The sequence below is a fragment of the Pseudoglutamicibacter cumminsii genome, assembly GCF_016907775.1.
Taxonomy (GTDB): Bacteria; Actinomycetota; Actinomycetes; order Actinomycetales; family Micrococcaceae; genus Pseudoglutamicibacter; species Pseudoglutamicibacter cumminsii.
Map to the genome: position 1 here is coordinate 834,685 of NZ_JAFBCO010000001.1, position 18,373 is coordinate 853,057.

Below are 18,373 nucleotides of genomic sequence, written 5' to 3' on the forward strand. Positions count from 1 at the left end.
GCAACGAGCGCGCCCAGAAACCCTGTACAGGTAACGCATACCTTGCAGGGTTCAACACTTTAAGGCGTGGTTCACATGGCTACATCACGGACCGGAACCGGGCAATGGAAACGCGTAAGAGCATGGGCAATCCGTGAAGCGTTACGCAACAGTCAAGAAACCTGCCTAGTTTGCGGTGTCTGGATCGACTACCAAAGCGCACTACAACACAACAGCCCCGAAGTCGATCACATCATCCCGCACAGTCGAGGCGGCACAGACACACAAGACAACGTCCGCGTCATCTGTCGCCAATGCAACCAACGACGCGGCAACAAACTACACGACGCTAAAGCACGACCCACGGCACTCACACCAGCGACCGTTATCGAATGGTGAACTGATCGGGGCAGGGGGTACCCGGTCCCTACCGTGTCCCAGTCGCGGGGCCCCGGCGTAGCGATCTCTCCCCGGTAATTTTCGGCGGGGGCTGTGGCGCGTTGTAACGCTTTTATTTCCACGGAGGGGGCGGTTATGGCTACTGGTTCTTTGAAGTCTGTTAGGGGCGGTTCACGGGGCCGTAAGCGGCCGGGGCTTGTTGAGGCGGCTGAGGCGGGGGACCGGCTCGCGGAATTGAAGGCGATGCGGGTTCAGCTCGCTGAGGTTCTTTCTTCGGGTGATGTTGCGCCGCGTGATCTTGCGGCGTTGACTAAGCGGCTCGCTGACATGGGCCGTGAGGTCCAGGAACTTGAAGATCAGCAGGCCGCCGCGGTTGAGGCTAAGGCTAAGGCCGCGGCTACAGCGGATAAGCGGTTCAAGCTTGAAGCTATCTGAGGCCGCAAGGCACCTGATTGTTCCGGAAGGTATCGAGTCCACGGCTTGGCCGTCGATCGCGGAACAGTTGAGTGTCATGGATTGGCCGCTTGATGAGTGGCAGCAGGGTATCGGGCAGGTTGCTTTCGCGAAACGCGCTGATGGCTCGTATGCGGCGGGTGTCTCGGGTGTGGTTGTGTCTATTCCTAGGCAGGTCGGCAAAACCTATATGGTTGCGGGTTTCGTGTTCGCGGTGTGTCTAACGACGCCGGGGTTACGCGTGATTTGGTCGGCTCACCATTCGCGGACGCATCAAGAGACTTTTCAGGAGCTTGCGCAGCTTGCTGAGCGGCCGGGTCCTGTTTCGGCTGTTGTGAAGAATGTTCGGCGCGCTAACGGTGAAGAGTCGATTGTTTTCAAGAACGGCTCGCGGATCATGTTTGGGGCTCGTGAGCATGGGTTTGGGCGCGGTATCCCGAACATTGGTGTCGCTGTGTTTGATGAGGCGCAGATCATGACTCAGAAAGCGCTTGACGCGGTCGTTCCTACATTGAACACGGCTGAGAACCCTTTAATGTTCATGATGGGTACGCCGCCGCGGCCGGGCGACCCTGGTGAGGCTTTCACTCAGAAACGCAGTGACGCGCTTGAGGGTGATGACCCTGATTTGTTTTATGTGGAGATGTCGGCTGATCCTGACGGGCGACCACAGGACCGTGAGCAGTGGAAGAAAGCTAACCCGGCGTTCGCTTCTGGTCGTGTGCACGCGTCGTCGATGAAACGCATGCTGAAGGCGCTTTCTGTTGATTCGTTTCGGCGTGAAGCGCTCGGTGTGTGGGATGTACGGACGGCGGGGCGGCGCGCGTTCCCTGTCGGCGTGTGGGGTGACTCGGTGACGGTCCAGCCGCCGTCTGATGGTGTTGTGTCGTTTGGTGTGAAGTTCGCGGCTGACGGGTCGCATGTCGCTGTTGGGGCGGCGTTGAAACCTGAGAACGGCCCCATCGTCGTTGAAGGCATCAAACAAGCGCCTATGACTGACGGTACGCAATGGGTTGTTGATTTCCTCGTTGAGCGTGCTGAACGGGCGGCCGCGATTGTGGTTGATGGGCGTTCGGGTGTCGGTTTCCTGGTTGAACGGTTACGCGCTGAGGGCGTACCAGCGAAAACGATCATCACACCTACCGCGGAACAAGCAGTAACAGCGCACGCCATGCTGTTGGGCGGGCTCGTCGAAGGCTCAACAACACACACGGCACAACCAGAGCTAGACACGCAGGCAGATGACGCTATACGCCGGAAGATCGGGAACCAGGGCGGGTTCGGTTGGGACGCTGGCACGGAAGGCGAAACGGTCGCGTTACTGGACGCGGTGACGATGGCGCATTACGGGGCGGCGACAACGAAACGGCGGCCGGGTAAAGGGATGAGGTTTTTCTAATGGCACTCACTGCTTTCACAGCACGCAACATTCAGGTTGATGGCCTGGATGATAAAGACGCGGCGCAGCTGATTGAACTGTTTGACGTGTGGGATAGCCGCCGGGTGGCGAACTATAACCGTTCACTGTATTACGACACTGAACAGGCGTTTAAAGACCTTGGTATTGCGTTACCCCCTCAGTTGAAGGCGGCGAAATTCTATCTTGGGTGGCCTACGCAGGCGGTTCGCAAACACGCATTGCGCACTCAGTTCGATGGGTTGCGTCTACCGGGTTCGGATGACCCGTTTGAATTGGGTGAAGTGTTGTCTTATAACCGGTTCCCGCTGGAGTTTGGGCAGAACGTTTTGGCGGCCGGTACGCACGGGTTTTCTTTGGTGACTGTATCGAAGGATGACCGCGGGTTTGTCCAGGTGCAGGGGCATAGTGCTGAGCATTGCGCGGCGGTGTGGGATTACCGTTCTCGTAGTGTTGGGGCCGCGTTGACGATTTCGGAGTTTGATAAACGTGGCCCTCGCGTGGTGACGTTGTGGCTTCCGGATAAGGTTGCGGTTCTTGCTCGTGGTGAAGGCGATGCTTGGAGCACGGTGCAGGTGTCTGTTAACCCGTTGGGGCGTGTTTTGGCTGTTGCTGTGACGCATGACCCTCAGTTGCGTAAGCCTCTGGGTCGTTCGCGGATTACGCGTTCGGTTATGGCGCTCACGGATATGGCGGTGCGTACTCATGTGCGTATGGAGGGTAACGCTGAGTTCTATTCTTCGCCTCAGCTTGCGCTGCTTGGTTTGGATGAATCGGCGTTTGACGCGTTGAGTGAGTCGGAGGCTACGAAGTTCCGGCTTGCTATGAACCGTGTGATTGGGTTTACGCGTGATTCTGATGGTCGTGTTCCTGAGTTGAAGCAGCTGTCTCAGGCGACGATGCAACCGCACTCGGACATGTTGCGGACTGTGGCTATGGCGTTCAGTGGTGAAACTGGTATCCCGCCGTCTTCTCTCGGGATTATTCACGATCAACCGGCATCGGCTGAGGCTATCCGCGCGGCTGAACATGACCTGTTGATTGATGCGACTTACCATAACCGCTATGTCTATGCGCAGGCGGTCAGAGACATTATGGCGCTGGTGTTGATGGTTCGCGATAACACGGCCGCGCTACCTGATGAGTTTCATAAACTGACTGTCCGGTTTGTTGATCCTGAGTTCCGTTCTTTGTCGGCGCAGGCGGATGCGGTGCAGAAGCTTGCGGCGGGCATGCCAGACATTGCTCAGTGGGATGTTCTGTTGGAGCAGGTGTTTGATGCTGGGCAGATTGCTCGCGTGAAGTCGGATAAACGCCGCGCCGAAGGCGGTTCTTTGGTTGAGCGGCTCGCTAGGTTGCGTGATGCCGGTGCCGAAGCGGAGTGAAGTAGAGGCGTTTCAGAGTTCGATTCGGATTGTTGCTAGCGCGGCTCAACACGATGTAAAGACTGTTTTCACTTCACTGGATTGGAGCGAGCCGGGCGAAGCAGTTGCACGGTTGAAGGCGGCGTCACAGGAGATTCTTCCTGTCTACTCGAATGCGACTGTTGCGATGGCAGCGGAATGGGTGGAGGAACTCACAGGTCTGACAGCGGTGCTACCGGAAACAATGGCGGCCGAACACCTTGCTAAGCGTTTCGACTGGGCTACAGCTAAAGCATTCGATGGCAATGTTCAGCAGGCGTTAGAGACCACGCTACAAGTTGTTGATCATCTCGTGACGGGGCCGGGTAAGAAGACGGTTTCGGAAACGTGCGCGGCTCATGGGGTTCGGTTCGCTCGCGTTCCGAGCGGCGCAACCACGTGTGAATTTTGTTTGATGCTTGCTAGCCGCGGGTTTGTGTATGCCAGTGCTGAGGCGGCGGGCCGGGTTGATCGTTTCCACGCTTCCTGTGATTGCGTGATTGTTCCGGAAGACGGGGTTATTCCTGATGGGTATGATCCGGATGCGTTGTATGAGAAGTGGGAGAAGCGGCGTGAGATTGGCGAGTTGAATGAAGTCTTAGCTGAGCGTGGTTTGCCAAAGATCACTGAGAAAGTTGAGCGGCATATTCTTGACGGTGAGCCATATGATCTTAAGAAAGGTGGCCATAGGTACGGCACCGGAAGAGCCACTAAGACTGAGTTCCCTAAAGAATGGACTGACGAACAAGCCGTTATAGCAGTCATTCACGTGTTGAAGGCACCAGGTTATGTTGAGGATAGAGACCAAAACGTCAAACGACGCGGTATTATAAATGGTGTGGCCGTTGAAGTAGCCACTGATAAGCGGGGTAACGGCAAGGAACGTTTCCGGAGTGCATTTCCGCGTGGCGGGGATGGAGTTCTACGGAATCAGATTGACAAATCAACGGGTAATCTCGTAAAAGTTCCCGTTGGTGTACCGCATAGATTCTTGGAGGCATGAAATTGTTCGGAGGCGGCCCCTATAAGGCGGACTATGAATACGAGGCGTATGAGTTACACGCTGTGTTTGCTGAGGCGCTGGTTCAATCTGTTGGTTTACCTGAAGGTTGTTCAGACTTCATTCAAGGACCGCTCGAGGCAGGAGAGGCCTGGCTGGCTTTAGAGGAAACCGCTGACCTTATTGAATCTTATGGCGCGAAAGTGGACCCGACTTTGTTTCGGCAAATGGAGGACGCACAGCGTCACTATCTGGATGAGACCTTGCAGGGCGCTATTGAAAAAGTGCGCCCGTATGTAACACCAGCTACCTAATCTTTTCGAACCTTTATAACCCACCCGGGTTTGCTCGGGTGGGTTTTCTTATACCCAAAAACAGGTTTCCCTACTACCGCCGGGGGCATAACGGCGGGCTAAACCACGCACATGATTGCGGCATGAATGGAGGGCACACATGTCCGAAAATGTTCAAGAGAACAAAGAACCACAATCCACCGATACGGCGGGGTTTACTCCTATCAATAGCCAGGAGGAACTAGACCGGATTATTGGGAATCGGCTCGCTAGGGAACGTGAGAAATTTTCTGACTACGAGGAGTTGAAAGAAAAAGCGGGGAAGCTAGCGGAGGTTCAGGAGTCGGCACAGGCTGATCTTGAAGCTAAGCAGCAGGAGCTTGATAAGGCGATTACTGAACTGGACGGGTTGAAAGCGGCGAAGCAGGCAGCTGATACACGTGAACAGATCGCTGACAAGTTCGGCATCCCAGCCGGTGTTCTTCGCGGCTCTACGGAAGAGGAACTAACCGCGCACGCTGAGACTCTTACGAAACTCATCAATAGCGGCCCTGTGGTTCCTACGGCGCATGTGAAGCCTGGGCAGGCGCGCGGGAATGATGCGCTGTCTGCTGTGAAACAACTGTTTAAATAAAGGAAGGTTACGGCTATGGCTGTTTTTGGTACCAGTGATTCTCGTATCCTCATGCCGCGCACGATTGCTGACGGCATGGTTGAGGATGTTCGTTCTACGTCTACGGTTGCGGAGCTGTCTGCTCAGGAACCGCAGAAGTTTGGTGAAACTGACTATATCGTTTTCAACGATCTGCCTAAGGCAGAGTTTGTTGGCGAAGGTGAAGAGAAGTCGGCTACTAGCGCCGGGTTCTCGACTGTGACCGCTAAGCCACGTAAGGCACAGGTCACTTTGCGTTTCAATGAAGAAGTTCGCTGGGCTGACGAGGATCATCAGCTTGGGGTTCTGGATACTTTGGCGAATGCTGGCGCGCGTGCGTTGGCGCGTGCTCTTGACCTCGGTTTGTATCACCGTATTAACCCGTTGACTGGTACAACTATCAACGGTTGGGATAACTACGTTACAGCGACTGATAAGACCGTGCTTTTGGATGAGGGTACGGAAGCGGATGCTGCTGTTCGTGAAGCGGTTGGTTTGCTTGTTGGTGATTCGAAGCAGGCTACGGGGGTGGCGTTTGATCCAAAGATGACGTGGGCGCTGGCTAATCTGACCGGTAAGACTGCTAACGGGCAGTCTGATGGTGTTCAGCGTTATCCGCATCTTGGTCTTGGCGCTCAGGTTAGTACGTTCCTTGGTTTGGGTGCTTCGCAGGGTAATACTGTTTCGGGTGTTCCTGAGGCGAAGGACACTGGGGTTCGTGCGATTGTTGGTGATTTCACTTCTGGTATCCGTTGGGGTATCCAGCGTGAGTTGCCTGTTGAGTTGATTGAGCATGGTGACCCGGATGGGCAGGGCGATTTGAAGCGTAACAACCAGATCGCGTTGCGTCTGGAGATTGTTTACGGCTGGCATGTGTTCGCGGATCGTTTCGCGGTTGTGAAGACCGCGGCGGCTAGCGAGTAATCGTATGCGGTACCGTAACCCGGTTACGGGTGTCGTGTCGGTGGTTCCTGAGGCGCTCGCGGGGGCTATGGGTCTTGTCCCTATCGTGGATGAGGCTAAGCCGGCCGCGGCGCGCTCTCGGGCCGCTGGCGCGGGTCGGAAGCCGGCGAAACGTAAACAGGGCGTCGAGGAATAGCGGGGGTTGTTGTGGCTGACATTGTGGAGCCGTTCGCGACGGTCGAGGATTTGAAGGCGCGTTGGCCCGATTTCCCGGCCGGGGCGGAGAAACACGCGGCCGTGCTGTTGGCTGATGCGTCTGATTTCATTCTTGATCTTGTACCGGCGGCGGTGAACGCGCGTGAATCGACTCGGCGCCGTGTTGTGTGTTCGGTTGTGAAGCGTGCACTGTCGGCGTCGGCGGGTGAGGGTGTTTCTCAGTCATCTTGGACGCAGGGCCCTTACACGATGTCGGCTACAGCAGCTAACCCGCACGGTGATTTCTACCTGACACGGAATGAGCGCCGCGCGCTTGGTGAGGGCCGGCAGGTCGCGTTCAGTGTCCCGGTGGCGCCTGATTTTGAGGAACGTTTGCATGCGTGGCTTTGATGTTATGGCGTCTATGTGGGGCGTTGACGTGACTGTGTTGCGGGGCGGGGGTCGTGACCGTTTGGGGGACCCGCGGCCGGTGACGCGTCACCATGTGGGGCAGTGTCTTCTTGCGCCGGGTGAAGCGCGTGAATCGGATGAGTATGACGAGCTACCGGTGACGCGTGCCAAACTGTTTCGGGCTAACCGTGATTTCGATTTCGAGCGGGGCGACCGCGTCGAAGTTGCGGGGGACCCGGGCGTTTGGGATGTGGACGGGGTACCGGCGGTTTGGCCTGTCGGTGTCGTCGTTTCACTGAAACGCCGGGGGTGATGTCGTTATGGCTTTGCATCGTATGAGGGGCAACCCGAACTATTACGCGGATGACCGGGGGCTAAGGGAACTCGGTAACTCGGACGCGTTACGGGGTGAAGTCTTAGAGGCTACCCGGTCGATCACTCGATCTGTTCAGAACGCTTCGGGCGTGCCGAACGGTTGGCGTGTGACGCTGACAACGACGGCGCAGGGCTATGCGGGGGATAGGCGACCTGAGGGGCGAATAACGCTACCTGAGGGCGCTAACCCGCGCCGGCTACGCACAGCGGTGAACACGGTGCTACGGAACATGGAGGCATGGACACGGTGAACGGCTTACATACGTGGTGCGATACGAGGGAGTTTCTACGGGCTCAATTCGAGACCGCCGGGTATTCGGTTGCGTTTCATCTAGATACGCAGTCGGCTAACGGCGTCGAAGAAGACGTGCTGCCGTTGGTGTTGATTTCTACGTTGATGGGTGGGCACGCGACCCGCGCGGAGACGGTGGACGTGTACCGGGTCGCCGTCTACGGGCACGGACGGGAACCGTTACAAGTCTGTCATCGGTTGCGGGAGCTGATCGAGGGCGACCTGGTCACGTATGACGCGCCTGAAGGCCAGTACGTGATCGATCACGTGAAGATCGTGACACCGCCGGGCATGGGTACCGCGTCGGTGAATGATCGGCTTGATTTCGCTGACATGACGGTTCACGTTGTGCACCGTCCAACACGCTAACCAATTCAGTTATCTATCTATTGTTTTCGGGGCCGTCCTTGTGGTGGGGCGGCCTTCACTATTTAAGGAGTTGCACAATGGCGACGTTTGACGAACTGCACACGGAAGCACACCGCCGTTCCCTTATCCGTAAGGCGGTCAAGTCGGTTGCTTTCATCCGTAAGAAGGACGCAGACAATAAGCCGATTGAATCGATCTTCGGTTCTGACGGCTCGCTACTCGATTTGAAGTCTGAGGGCTGGCTGCCTATTGGTCTTGTGACTGATGACGGCTACACCTTCGGGCGTGACACGAACGTTGACGATATTACGAGCCATGGGTTCGCTAACCCTACCCGTAAGGACGTCGTGAGCGTTGAGCGTAGCGTTACTACGACTATCCAGGAATACGGCAAGCGCCATGTCGAAGAACTGATTCAGGGCGCTGACTTTTCCGGTGTGAAGCAGAACGCTAAGACCGGCGAGATTGTCACGGATGAGCAGGACCTGCCTACGCCGGGCGCTTATGAGCTGCTTGTTATCGCGATGGACGGCCCAGTAGATCAACGCTGGTACTTGGGTAAGTTCTTCCCTTCGGTTCAGCTGTCTGAGGCGTCTGAAGAGGCTTGGGGCAAGGAAGGCGCTATCGAACGTGAACTGACGTTCGACGTGTTCAGTGACGAAGAACTTGGCTTCCCTGTACGTCATTTCATTGGCGGCCCGGCGGCGTCGGCGTCTAAGGACATTCTTGGCTACGAGACCGCGGCCGGTTCGGAAGGCTAGCACAGTCTTGCGAGGGGGCGGCCGTGGTTCTTCGGGTGGTGGCGGCCGCTCTCTCGCATTCCCTTATCTATCCATGCACTACCCGCATTTGTTTTAGGGGGCCTTGATGGGTGTTTTGCGTAAACCTGTCGTGTTGAAGCGTGGCAAGGACACTGTGAAGACCGGAGCGGCGTCGGAGATTACCGCGTTGAAAGCGGCCGGGTTTTCGGTCGTTGAGGATACACCAAAGCCGGCATCGAAACCGGCGGCAAAGAAAAACTAAACCTAGGAGAACCAGGAATGACCACCCAGAAGAAGAACACTGTGAAACCGAACCTTGTGCTGGCTGATCTCGCGGCTGAGACCAGTAAGCAGACGATTGAGCCGTTCGTTATTGATCTTGGTGACGGGGATAGCGTCGAGTTCACTGACCTGTATTCGTGGGATTATGAGCGGGCTGAGGGGCTCGCTTACCGTGCACAGACCGGTGAGGATCGTCCATCTGAGACGCTCAAGGCTTGGCTTGGGGATGAGCAGTTCAAGCTGCTCGTTAGCAAGGGTGTTGACGCGCGCGCTATGAACTCGATCCTGGAAGCAGTGTTTGAGTATTTCAACGGCGTGCATAAGCCGGGGGAAGGCGGCGCGTCGGTGAGCTAGTAGCTCGGTGGCGTGCTGAGATTCGGGCTGACCTCATGGAAACCTATGGGGTTGATTTGGCTGAGGCTGTCGCCGGTAACCGGTGGATGATGTTGGTTGATTTGATCGATCAGTTGCCGGCGCGGTCTCGGTTCCATCAAGCGCAGATGGATGACCCGGAAACAGCGGCGCTACTACTTGAGCTCGCTGACGCGGAGCAAGAAAACGATACAGAGAATGAACCGTGGTCGCCGCCTTGGCGTGAATTCGGTACCACTGAGGTTCTACTACAGCAATTGATTAATAGCGTTCATTTAGTTGCCGCTAACGTTCAGTCGGCGGCGGGCGTGAAGAAACCGAATGTGCCGGATCCGTTCCCGTCGCCTGTGACTGGGATTGATCGGGCGAGGAAACGGCGAGACGAAGAACACGCGCAAGAGCAACTCGCGGCGTTTGGTTTCTAACTAGTTTTTTGGGGGTTACAGGGTGGCTACGGTTGGTTTGGCTCACATTGTTGTGAAGCCGTCGTTTAAGGATTTTCAGAAGACCGTAGCGGAGAATACTAAACCGACCGCACCAACCAAGAAGTCGTCGAATAAGCTTGGTTCGTTCATCGGCGGCGCGTTGAAGAAGGGCGCTATCGCGGGCGTTGCGGGCGCGGCCGGCCTCATGGGTACAGCCTTATTTAAGGGGTTCGGGCGTCTCCAGTCGCTGGAGAACGCTAAAGCGAAACTAACCGGTCTCGGACACAGCGCTAAGACCGTTGAAGGCATCATGTCGGACGCTAACAAAGCGGTTAAGGGTACCGCGTTCGGTATGGATGAGGCGGCTACTACCGCGGCGGGCGCTGTCGCGGCCGGCATCAAGCCGGGTAAAGACCTTGAAGCCGTGCTACGTCTCACGGGTGACGCGGCGACTATCGCGGGCACCGATATGGCATCAATGGGAGCCATCTTCAACAAGGTTGCGACGTCGAATAAGGTCCAGGGCGACGTTATCAACCAGTTGAACGAGCGCGGCATCCCTATCATTCAACTTCTTTCAGAAGAGCTCGGTGTCTCGGCTGAAGAAACGGTAAAGCTCGCTTCTAAAGGCCAGATCAATTTCGAGACGTTCCGCAAAGCGATGGAGAAGGGCGTTGGCGGGGCGGCGGCTGAATCCGGTAAGACCCTGCAGGGCGCATTCAAGAACGCGGGCGCGGCGCTTGGCCGATTCGGCGCAAACCTACTGAGCGGGGTTTACCCGAAGGTCAGGGATTTCTTCACCGGGTTTATTGCGTGGATGGAACCACTAGAGGAACACGCGAAACGTATCGGATCCGTGTTGGGTGATTTCATCGTTACGGCGGTGGAGAAGATCAGCGCGGTCGCTGTCCCTATCGGGCGGGCGCTCATCGATGGGTTGAAGAACGTCGCTACATGGGTTCGTGAGAACTGGGACCTTGTGAAGGTTCTCGGTATCGCTGTTGGCGCGGCCGCGGGCGCGGTCGGTCTTATTGTGGCCGCTCAACGCACGTGGGCCGCTGTTACACGCGGGCTAGCGGCCGCTCAAACACTCTTGAACACTGTCATGAACGCTAGCCCGTTGAAACTCATCGTCGGAGCTATCGCGGCGGTTGTCGCCGGGCTGGTCGCGTTCTTCACACAGACCGAAACCGGGCGTAAGGCGTGGGAGCGTATTAGCGCCGCGTTCACCGGGTTCATTAGCGGTGTCGCCCCGGTGTTCCGTGCCGTGATCGACGGCATCAAGAACGCCATCGGTGTCATGGGTTCGGTTTTCGCGTCGGTCGGTAACGCTATCAAGACGGGTTGGCAGGCTGTCGGCGCGGTGTTCCGTAGCGTGTGGCAGTCGTTTGTTAGCCCGGTGTTCGCGGCGTTCCGTAGCGTTTTCCAGGCGCTCTATAACGGTGTTGTGAAGCCTGTAGCTAACGGTATCAAGGCGGTTTGGCGTGGGGTCGGTTCTGTGGTTCGCGCCGTATGGCAAGGGACTGTTAGCGGCGTGTTCAACCTTATGCGGAACGGTGTTTCGGCTGTCGGTAAGGCGTTCTCGGTCGCGAAGGGCACTATCTCGACGGTGTGGAACGCGGTGAAGGGTATCGCGTCGGGTGTCTGGAACTCGGTTAAGGGTAGCTTCGGTTTGATGAAGGGCGGAGTCAAGGGCATCGGGAAAGCGTTCGAAAAGGCGCGTGACGCTATCCGGACCGCGTGGAACATGATCAAGGGGATCGCCGCTAAACCTATCAATTTTGTTATTGACACCGTCTACAACAACGGCATTAGGAAGGTTGTGGGCGCGGTCGGCAAGCTTGTGGGTATGAAGACCCCGGACCGTATCCCGAAGATCAAGGGGTACGCGAAGGGCGGCCGCGCGCCTAAGGGCTGGGCTATCGTCGGTGAGGAAGGCCCAGAGCTCGTCAACTTCACTCACCCGGGCCGCGTCTACACGGCAGCCGAAACACAGGCGATGCTAACCGGCGGGGAACAGGCACCGCTTGATGCACTGGATTTCCTTGTTGGCCCTAAACCTTCAACGTCTATGGTTGCGGCCGGTGGCTTGTGGGAAGACATCAAGAACGGCGCTAAAGCCGTCGGCAACACGCTTAAGCAAGGCTGGGATAAAGTCACGGGTTGGGCACGCGGTAAATTGCGTGACACCGCTAACGTGATCTTGAAACCGATTCGAGCGTTGGCAGATAAGTTCATCCCTAAGCAGGGGTTCGCGGAGTTTATCAACAGGTTTGTTCACAAGTCGCTAGATAACTTCCTTGATTGGCTTGGGGGCGAGGATAAGAAGGCGGAGGCTGAAGAAGCCGGGGGTTCGTCGCCGGGCGAATACAAGGGCAAGCTACCGGGCGGCCGTCTTATGCGTCCTTCGCGTGGCCCGTTCACGTCGATGTATGGCCCGCGTTGGGGCTCCTTCCATGCGGGCGTTGATATCGCGGGCGGCGGCCCAACCTATGCGGCCGCTGACGGCAAGGTTTCGAAGGTCGGCTGGAACGTCGTTCCTGGCCGCACCGGTATCGGCATCGTGTTGTCTCACGGCGGCGGAATGTACACCTACTACGGGCACAACCCGGTCGGCGGTGTACGTGTCCGCCCGGGCGACACGGTGAAGCGTGGCCAGCATATTGGCGCGCAGGGCGCTACCGGTAACGTGACCGGTGTTCACCTGCATTTCGAGGTGCACCGGGGCGGGATCGGCCGGAACGTCAACCCTATGCCGTATCTGCACGATAACGGCGGCTGGCTGAAACCGGGCTTGTCTACGATTATGAACGCGACCCGGAAGCCGGAAGCTATCTTGAATCCGTCGCAGTGGCGGGCGGCTCAACGCGCTATCAACCACACGATCAACAACAATCAGGGCGGGGTGCCGTCTGTGGTGAATGTTCGTATCGGTGAACAGGAGTTCACGGGCTACGTTGAGGGGATCACTGACGGGCGTTTATCGACGCACGCGCGCGGGGCGCGCCGTATCACACGACAGTTCGCTACAGCATAGGCGGGGGTTTAGGTTATGGCTATCACATGGGGTTCGACTGTACGGAATAGCGGCGGAAACACGCTGCAGGTCGGCATTGACATGACTCAATCGCCGTCTCGTGTTTCGGCTGGCACTAGCTCGGTTAAGATTACGGCGAAGTTTTATGTTCGCACTATCGGCCCGGTGTACTATAACGGGGCGCGTTTATCGTTGGCGGGTTTGTTTAGGAGCAGTACTACGTTCAACGTTAGCCACGGCGCGGGCGGTGGCACGACGCTTGTTAGGACTTATACCCATACCGTGAAGCCGTCCTACAGCGGATCAACAACGTCTAAGATCACGGCGTCTGTTAGCGGTCTATTTAACTTCGGGGTGGCTAAACATTCCCGTTCTGTGACTACAGGCCGCCGCCCGTACTCGAAACCGGCGACACCAACCGGCGCTACCGTGTCGCGTTCGTCCGATACGCGGCAAATCATCCGGTGGAGCAATAAAGCGACAACCGGGGCGCCTTATGCGTCTATCCATATTGAGCGTTCAACGAATAACGGGGCTTGGGGGCAGATCGCGACCGTAAAGGGCGGGGCGACTAGCTACACGGACACCGGTACACGTTACAACGCTGTCTATCGTTACCGTGTACGGGCTAGGAATACGGGCGGATACTCGGGTTACGCTACGACTAGCTACGTCACTACGACACCAGCGAAGCCGCCGGCACCGAAAGCAACGAAACGCGGCGCAACCATCGTTGTTGATACGGGCACTAATTTACCGCGTGCTACTAACCGGATCGAGATTTTCGACTCGGTGAACGGGGCGGCGCCGGTTCTTGTCGGAGCTGTAGCGGCTAGAACTGGCGTGAACACTAGGTGGACGCACCAGAACCCGGACACTACGAAAACGCACGCCTATACGGTGAGGGCGCGCGGCGGGGCACCTGAGGACGCGGCCGGCTATATTTGGGGGCCACAGTCGAACCGCTCGAATACGGTTCAGCTGCATACCGCGCCGGCGGCACCAGTAGTGCCCCATAGAGTGGTGTAACTCGGTGGCCGAGATCGTCTCCGACTTCGTGTCGTTGTCGGATGTAGAGCGGCCACCGCGTGATCCTTCGAGTCAACCTTCCAAAGAATCCTCGAACGGAGTCATCACGATGACCGCACCCCATATTGTCGACCCTGCCGGCCTGCTGGGCCAAGCCCTCGCCGATGCATCACCGGATCTGATGCGCGAGCTGCTGCAGACCATGATCAACGCCCTGCTTTCCGCCGACGCCGACAGCGTGTGCGGGGCCGAATGGAACGCCCGCTCCGAGCAGCGGACGAATCGCCGCAACGGCTACCGCCAGCGCCCGCTGGACACCCGCGTCGGCACGATCGATGTCGCCGTCCCGAAGCTGCGCCAGGGCTCGTATTTCCCGGAGTGGCTGCTCGAGCGCCGCAAGCGGGCCGAGTCCGCCCTGATCACGGTCGTGGCGGACTGCTACCTCGCTGGTGTGTCCACCCGCCGGATGGACAAGCTCGTCAAGACGCTCGGCATCCACGCCCTGTCGAAATCCCAGGTCTCGCGCATGGCCGCCGACCTCGACGAGCAGGTCGCCGCGTTCCGCCACCGACGTCTGGACGAGGCCGGGCCGTTCACGTTCGTCACCGCTGATGCGCTGGCGATCAAGGTCCGCGAGAACAAGCAGGTCGTCAAAGCCTCGGTGCTGCTGGCCACCGGCGTCAACGGTGACGGCCACCGCGAGGTCCTGGGCATGCAAGTCGCCACCAGCGAGACGAAGGCCTCGTGGAACACCTTCTTCGCCGACCTGGTGGCCCGTGGCCTGGGCGGAGTGCGGCTGGTGACCTCCGATGCCCACGCCGGGCTGGTGGAGGCGATCGCGGCACACCTGCCCGGGGCCGCCTGGCAGCGCTGCCGCACCCACTACGCCGCCAACCTCATGGCCGTGTGCCCCAAGTCCATGTGGCCGGCGGTGAAGGCGATGTTGCACAGCGTGTACGACCAGCCCACCGCATCGGCCGTGCACGAGCAGTTCGACCGCCTGCTGGAGTACACCGACAGCAGGCTGCCCGAGGTTGCTGACCACCTCGGCGATGCCCGTGAGGACCTGCTCGCCTTCACCGGGTTCCCCGACGATGTGTGGCGGCAGATCTGGTCCAACAACCCCACCGAACGTCTCAACCGGGAGATCCGCCGCCGCACCGACGTGGTCGGGATCTTCCCGAACCGGGATGCCATCGTTCGCCTCGTCGGCGCCGTCCTGGCCGAGCAGACCGACGAATGGGCCGAAGGCCGCCGCTACCTCGGTCTCGAAGTCCTCAGCCGCTGCCGACTCACCCTGACCACCGACCCCGCCACCAGCTCGCCGACGGAGGTGAGCACCGACGACCTGATGCAACTACCCGCCTGACCACCCACGAAGGATCACCATTCAGTTACACCACTTCCAGGGGCTTGACCGCGGCACCGAAACTAACAGAATCGGCGGCCGCGCTCATCCCGTACGGTGAGCAAGACACGGCCCGGTTGGGTTGGTCTCATGAGTCGATCGACTCCACCGAACAAAACGCGTATGAAGTACGGTTAGACTACGGCGACGGCTACGAGTCGCTAGGGAAACAGGAAAGCGGCGCTGATAGCCATGAGCTATACATAATCTTTGCCTTCCCGCCGGCAACGATACGGTGGCAGGTCCGAACCTGGGGTGAGCACGCTGACCCGTCGCCGTGGTCGCCGGTCGGTGTCATCGACATCAAAAACGCGCCCGCGGTCGCGATCATCGACCCAGCGGATGGGAGCGAGATCAACACGTCAAATGTTTCTGTGGCCGTCGAGTTTGAGACTGATGAGACCACTGAGCCGCAACGGTGGGAAGCGTACTTGGCCGAGCTTGGCAATAGCGAGAACCAGTTATGGAACGGTACAGGCCGCGCAGATACGGTTATAGAGCTACCTGAGATTGAGACACCGGACGAATACGTGTTAGCGGTTCGTGTTCGTGACACGGCGGGCATATGGTCGCCATGGGCTGAATCATGGTTCACGATCCGGTTTCTACCGCCGCCGGCACCGGTCGTTGATTCGGTTGATTGGGATATTGCGGCGGGCGCGGTTCACCTGTCGATCACGGCGGCGGAGCCGGGCGCGGGCGAAGATGCTACTGATTCGTTTGACGTGTACCGGGTCGAGGAGACACCCGCGGGAACTGTTCGTATCCCTGTCTTGCGGGGCGTGACACCGGAAGAAGCGGGGCTGATTTCAGACGCGCTACCGCCGTTGAACACGTTCGTGATGTATGAGGTTCGCGCCCGTACTCAATACGGTGCTACGGCTTCGGTTACTGAGACGGTTGAGACGCCGGCGCGCGGCTGGTGTTACGTGAACGGCGGCGCGGGGTTCGGTGAGGTCGCTCGCATCCGGGACAACCTGAGCACGGATTACACGCGGGGGGTTGTGAAACAGCTGCACCAGTTCGCGGGACGTCGTTACCCGGTCGAATACCAAGGCAACGCGCGGACACTCAAAATTGGTATGGCGGGCCGGCTAGGCGGTGGATCTTCAACGCTAGATGAATGGTGGAACGTGGTTGAGGCGACCCCGCCGTTGTGCTTCCGTGACGCCACATTGAAGGCGTTCGTAGCCGCGGGTGAGGTGTCAACGAGCTATACGCGTGTGACCCGTGAAATTAGCGTGGATTTCGAGGGGGTGGACTATGACGAATCAGCAGGATACCGCGCTAGTGTTGGCGGGTCCGAGATTTAACGAGTATTGGACTGCTGAATTGCTTGATTGGTCGGATAGTGTCGTTGGGTCGCTTGGTGAGGTGACCGGCGGTAGTCTCACGATGAACCTACATGCGGCGTTACGCCGTACCGGGTCGATCACGTACGCGGGTGAATCGGTCGCTTGGCACCGGTACCGGGTTAGGCCGGTCTATCACTGGACGGGGGTTGACGGTATAGCTAGGTCTTGGCCGCTCGGTGTGTTGATCCCTGACACTACCGGCGTCGAATATATGGACGGCGGACACACACGCACCGTGGACCTATACGACAAGATAGACATTCTCGCGCAAGACTGTTTCACGGGGCCTTATACGGTGCCGGCGGGCGTGAACATTGTCGCAGCTGTAGAAGCGGTGATTACGGCGGGGGATACGGACGCGCGGCACGCTATCTATCCATCGACGGAGGCGGCGCGGGTGAATCGTGTCTGGGAGCCCGGCACGGCACGGCTACGGGTCATCAACGACTTGCTTGAGTCGCTCAACTATGCGGCGTTGTATACGGATGATGACGGCATTTACCGGGCGGAGCCGTATAGGCCGCCGGGTAACCGGCCCACCGTTTACGAGTTCGCTGACGATCACACGGGCATCTATAGCCCGGAGTTCTCGCATGAGAAGGACACGTATGCGGCGGCGAACCGTGTGGTTTGTATTGTTCAGGGTACTGACGAGGAACCGGGGTTGAGGGCGGTCGCTGAGAACCGTGACCCGGATTCGGTTATCAGTTTTCAGGCGCGGGGCCGTTGGGTGACCCGTGTAGAAGAGGGGCTTGAAGCGGCTTCACGGGCGGCGTTGCAGGCGCAGGCTGACCGGTTGATCTTGGAGGAAGCTAACGCGGTGTCTAAATACCAGATTCGGCATGCCCCGGCCCCTATCGGGTTGGGTGACATGGTTGGGTTTACCCGTGACGCGGAGGGGATCAGGACGCGCGGAACGGTGGAGTCTATCGAGTACAGCCTTGAGACGGGCGCGCTTTGTTCAACGACGCTTAGGGAGGTTATCGGGTGAGTGGTGTGAATCCGTTAGCGGGGCTTGTGTCTGACCCGGCCCGGCTGGGCGCGGAGGTTACGCAACGTTGGGGGACGGTGAAGAGCGTTGACCCGCCGGCCGTCGTGTTGGACGGCTATGAGGATCCGGTTACACCTACGGGGGTAGCGTCTCCACAGTTCTGGCCCGGGTTGCGGGTGTTGTGTCTGCATCAGGGTACGCAGTTGAATGTTGTCGCTAACGCGGGCGGGGCCGGTAACCGTGAACGCGTCGATATTAGCGGGTCTTGGGGTTGGTGGAAGTGGGATCCGGGCACGTATATCGAACGCGACGGCAAGAAGCGCTGGATTACGGGCCGGCTGAGGCGCACGGATGGGGGTACTTTTGACCCTACAACCAGGGGGTATGTGTATAGCAACCTGCCTGACGGGGATAAGCCGGCTTCCCTACGGACTTCGGTGGTGTGTGCTGGTGGCGGCACATCTGGACCTGAAATTGTGAAGGTTTATTTTGATGCCGGCAATATGGTGTTGTATCCGGAGCGGTCTACAAGATTTGTTGATTTTCAATCGGTGTCTTGGAACGCCGCATAA

At 58.2% G+C, this 18,373-nt stretch carries 21 protein-coding genes; all 21 read left to right on the forward strand.

Translation table 11 applies throughout. The annotated features are described in order from the left end of the window. Nucleotides 1–75 precede the first annotated feature (75 nt). The 21 genes from JOD50_RS10695 (at nt 76) to JOD50_RS03945 (ending at nt 18,373) form a co-directional block, all read left to right on the forward strand. The gene (locus JOD50_RS10695) at nt 76–378 is read left to right on the forward strand and encodes an HNH endonuclease (RefSeq protein ID WP_204880473.1); all 303 of its coding nucleotides are present in this window, start codon (nt 76–78) and stop codon (nt 376–378) included. Between the two features lie 135 nt (nt 379–513). Then, a complete protein-coding gene (locus JOD50_RS03850) occupies nt 514–813 on the forward strand; it encodes a hypothetical protein (RefSeq protein WP_204880474.1) in 300 nt (99 codons plus the stop codon). Further along, complete coding sequence (locus JOD50_RS03855; RefSeq protein ID WP_204880475.1) at nt 800–2,230, forward strand: terminase large subunit domain-containing protein; 1,431 nt, start codon at nt 800–802, stop codon at nt 2,228–2,230. Before JOD50_RS03850 ends, JOD50_RS03855 begins: the two co-directional genes overlap by 14 nt. Then, on the forward strand, nt 2,230–3,633 hold the full coding sequence (locus JOD50_RS03860) for a phage portal protein (RefSeq protein ID WP_204880476.1): 1,404 nt from the start codon (nt 2,230–2,232) through the stop codon (nt 3,631–3,633). Before JOD50_RS03855 ends, JOD50_RS03860 begins: the two co-directional genes overlap by 1 nt. Further along, a complete protein-coding gene (locus tag JOD50_RS03865) occupies nt 3,611–4,654 on the forward strand; it encodes a VG15 protein (RefSeq protein WP_204880477.1) in 1,044 nt (347 codons plus the stop codon). The genes JOD50_RS03860 and JOD50_RS03865 overlap by 23 nt, the downstream gene beginning before the upstream one ends. Continuing rightward, on the forward strand, nt 4,651–4,965 hold the full coding sequence (locus JOD50_RS03870) for a hypothetical protein (RefSeq protein ID WP_204880478.1): 315 nt from the start codon (nt 4,651–4,653) through the stop codon (nt 4,963–4,965). Before JOD50_RS03865 ends, JOD50_RS03870 begins: the two co-directional genes overlap by 4 nt. A gap of 139 nt (nt 4,966–5,104) precedes the next feature. Further along, a complete protein-coding gene (locus JOD50_RS03875; RefSeq protein WP_204880479.1) occupies nt 5,105–5,578 on the forward strand; it encodes a DUF4355 domain-containing protein in 474 nt (157 codons plus the stop codon). Nucleotides 5,579–5,593: 15 nt separating this feature from the next. Then, nucleotides 5,594–6,520 carry a phage major capsid family protein gene (locus JOD50_RS03880; protein WP_204880480.1) on the forward strand — a complete coding sequence of 309 codons (927 nt, stop codon included), beginning with the start codon at nt 5,594–5,596 and terminating at the stop codon, nt 6,518–6,520. Nucleotides 6,521–6,524: 4 nt separating this feature from the next. Beyond that, nucleotides 6,525–6,695 carry a hypothetical protein gene (locus tag JOD50_RS03885; protein ID WP_204880481.1) on the forward strand — a complete coding sequence of 57 codons (171 nt, stop codon included), beginning with the start codon at nt 6,525–6,527 and terminating at the stop codon, nt 6,693–6,695. Nucleotides 6,696–6,706: 11 nt separating this feature from the next. Next, a complete protein-coding gene (locus tag JOD50_RS03890; RefSeq protein ID WP_204880482.1) occupies nt 6,707–7,105 on the forward strand; it encodes a Gp19/Gp15/Gp42 family protein in 399 nt (132 codons plus the stop codon). Further along, on the forward strand, nt 7,092–7,418 hold the full coding sequence (locus JOD50_RS03895; RefSeq protein WP_204880483.1) for a hypothetical protein: 327 nt from the start codon (nt 7,092–7,094) through the stop codon (nt 7,416–7,418). Before JOD50_RS03890 ends, JOD50_RS03895 begins: the two co-directional genes overlap by 14 nt. A gap of 300 nt (nt 7,419–7,718) precedes the next feature. Then, nucleotides 7,719–8,141 carry a hypothetical protein gene (locus JOD50_RS03900; RefSeq protein ID WP_204880484.1) on the forward strand — a complete coding sequence of 141 codons (423 nt, stop codon included), beginning with the start codon at nt 7,719–7,721 and terminating at the stop codon, nt 8,139–8,141. Nucleotides 8,142–8,218: 77 nt separating this feature from the next. Further along, nucleotides 8,219–8,902, forward strand: a complete 684-nt coding sequence (locus JOD50_RS03905) for a hypothetical protein (RefSeq protein ID WP_204880485.1) — start codon at nt 8,219–8,221, stop codon at nt 8,900–8,902. 106 nt (nt 8,903–9,008) lie between these two features. Then, entirely contained in the window at nt 9,009–9,164 is a 156-nt protein-coding gene (locus tag JOD50_RS03910; RefSeq protein WP_204880486.1) for a hypothetical protein, read from the forward strand. A gap of 17 nt (nt 9,165–9,181) precedes the next feature. Next, nucleotides 9,182–9,538 carry a hypothetical protein gene (locus JOD50_RS03915; protein ID WP_204880487.1) on the forward strand — a complete coding sequence of 119 codons (357 nt, stop codon included), beginning with the start codon at nt 9,182–9,184 and terminating at the stop codon, nt 9,536–9,538. Nucleotides 9,539–9,573: 35 nt separating this feature from the next. Further along, nucleotides 9,574–9,981, forward strand: a complete 408-nt coding sequence (locus JOD50_RS03920) for a hypothetical protein (RefSeq protein WP_204880488.1) — start codon at nt 9,574–9,576, stop codon at nt 9,979–9,981. 22 nt (nt 9,982–10,003) lie between these two features. Further along, the gene (locus JOD50_RS03925; protein WP_204880489.1) at nt 10,004–13,018 is read left to right on the forward strand and encodes a peptidoglycan DD-metalloendopeptidase family protein; all 3,015 of its coding nucleotides are present in this window, start codon (nt 10,004–10,006) and stop codon (nt 13,016–13,018) included. A 1,138-nt stretch (nt 13,019–14,156) separates the two neighbouring features. Next, complete coding sequence (locus JOD50_RS03930) at nt 14,157–15,416, forward strand: IS256 family transposase (RefSeq protein WP_070491369.1); 1,260 nt, start codon at nt 14,157–14,159, stop codon at nt 15,414–15,416. A gap of 44 nt (nt 15,417–15,460) precedes the next feature. Further along, entirely contained in the window at nt 15,461–16,768 is a 1,308-nt protein-coding gene (locus JOD50_RS03935) for a hypothetical protein (RefSeq protein WP_204880490.1), read from the forward strand. Further along, nucleotides 16,719–17,801, forward strand: a complete 1,083-nt coding sequence (locus JOD50_RS03940) for a hypothetical protein (protein WP_204880491.1) — start codon at nt 16,719–16,721, stop codon at nt 17,799–17,801. Before JOD50_RS03935 ends, JOD50_RS03940 begins: the two co-directional genes overlap by 50 nt. Then, on the forward strand, nt 17,798–18,373 hold the full coding sequence (locus JOD50_RS03945) for a hypothetical protein (RefSeq protein WP_204880492.1): 576 nt from the start codon (nt 17,798–17,800) through the stop codon (nt 18,371–18,373). Before JOD50_RS03940 ends, JOD50_RS03945 begins: the two co-directional genes overlap by 4 nt.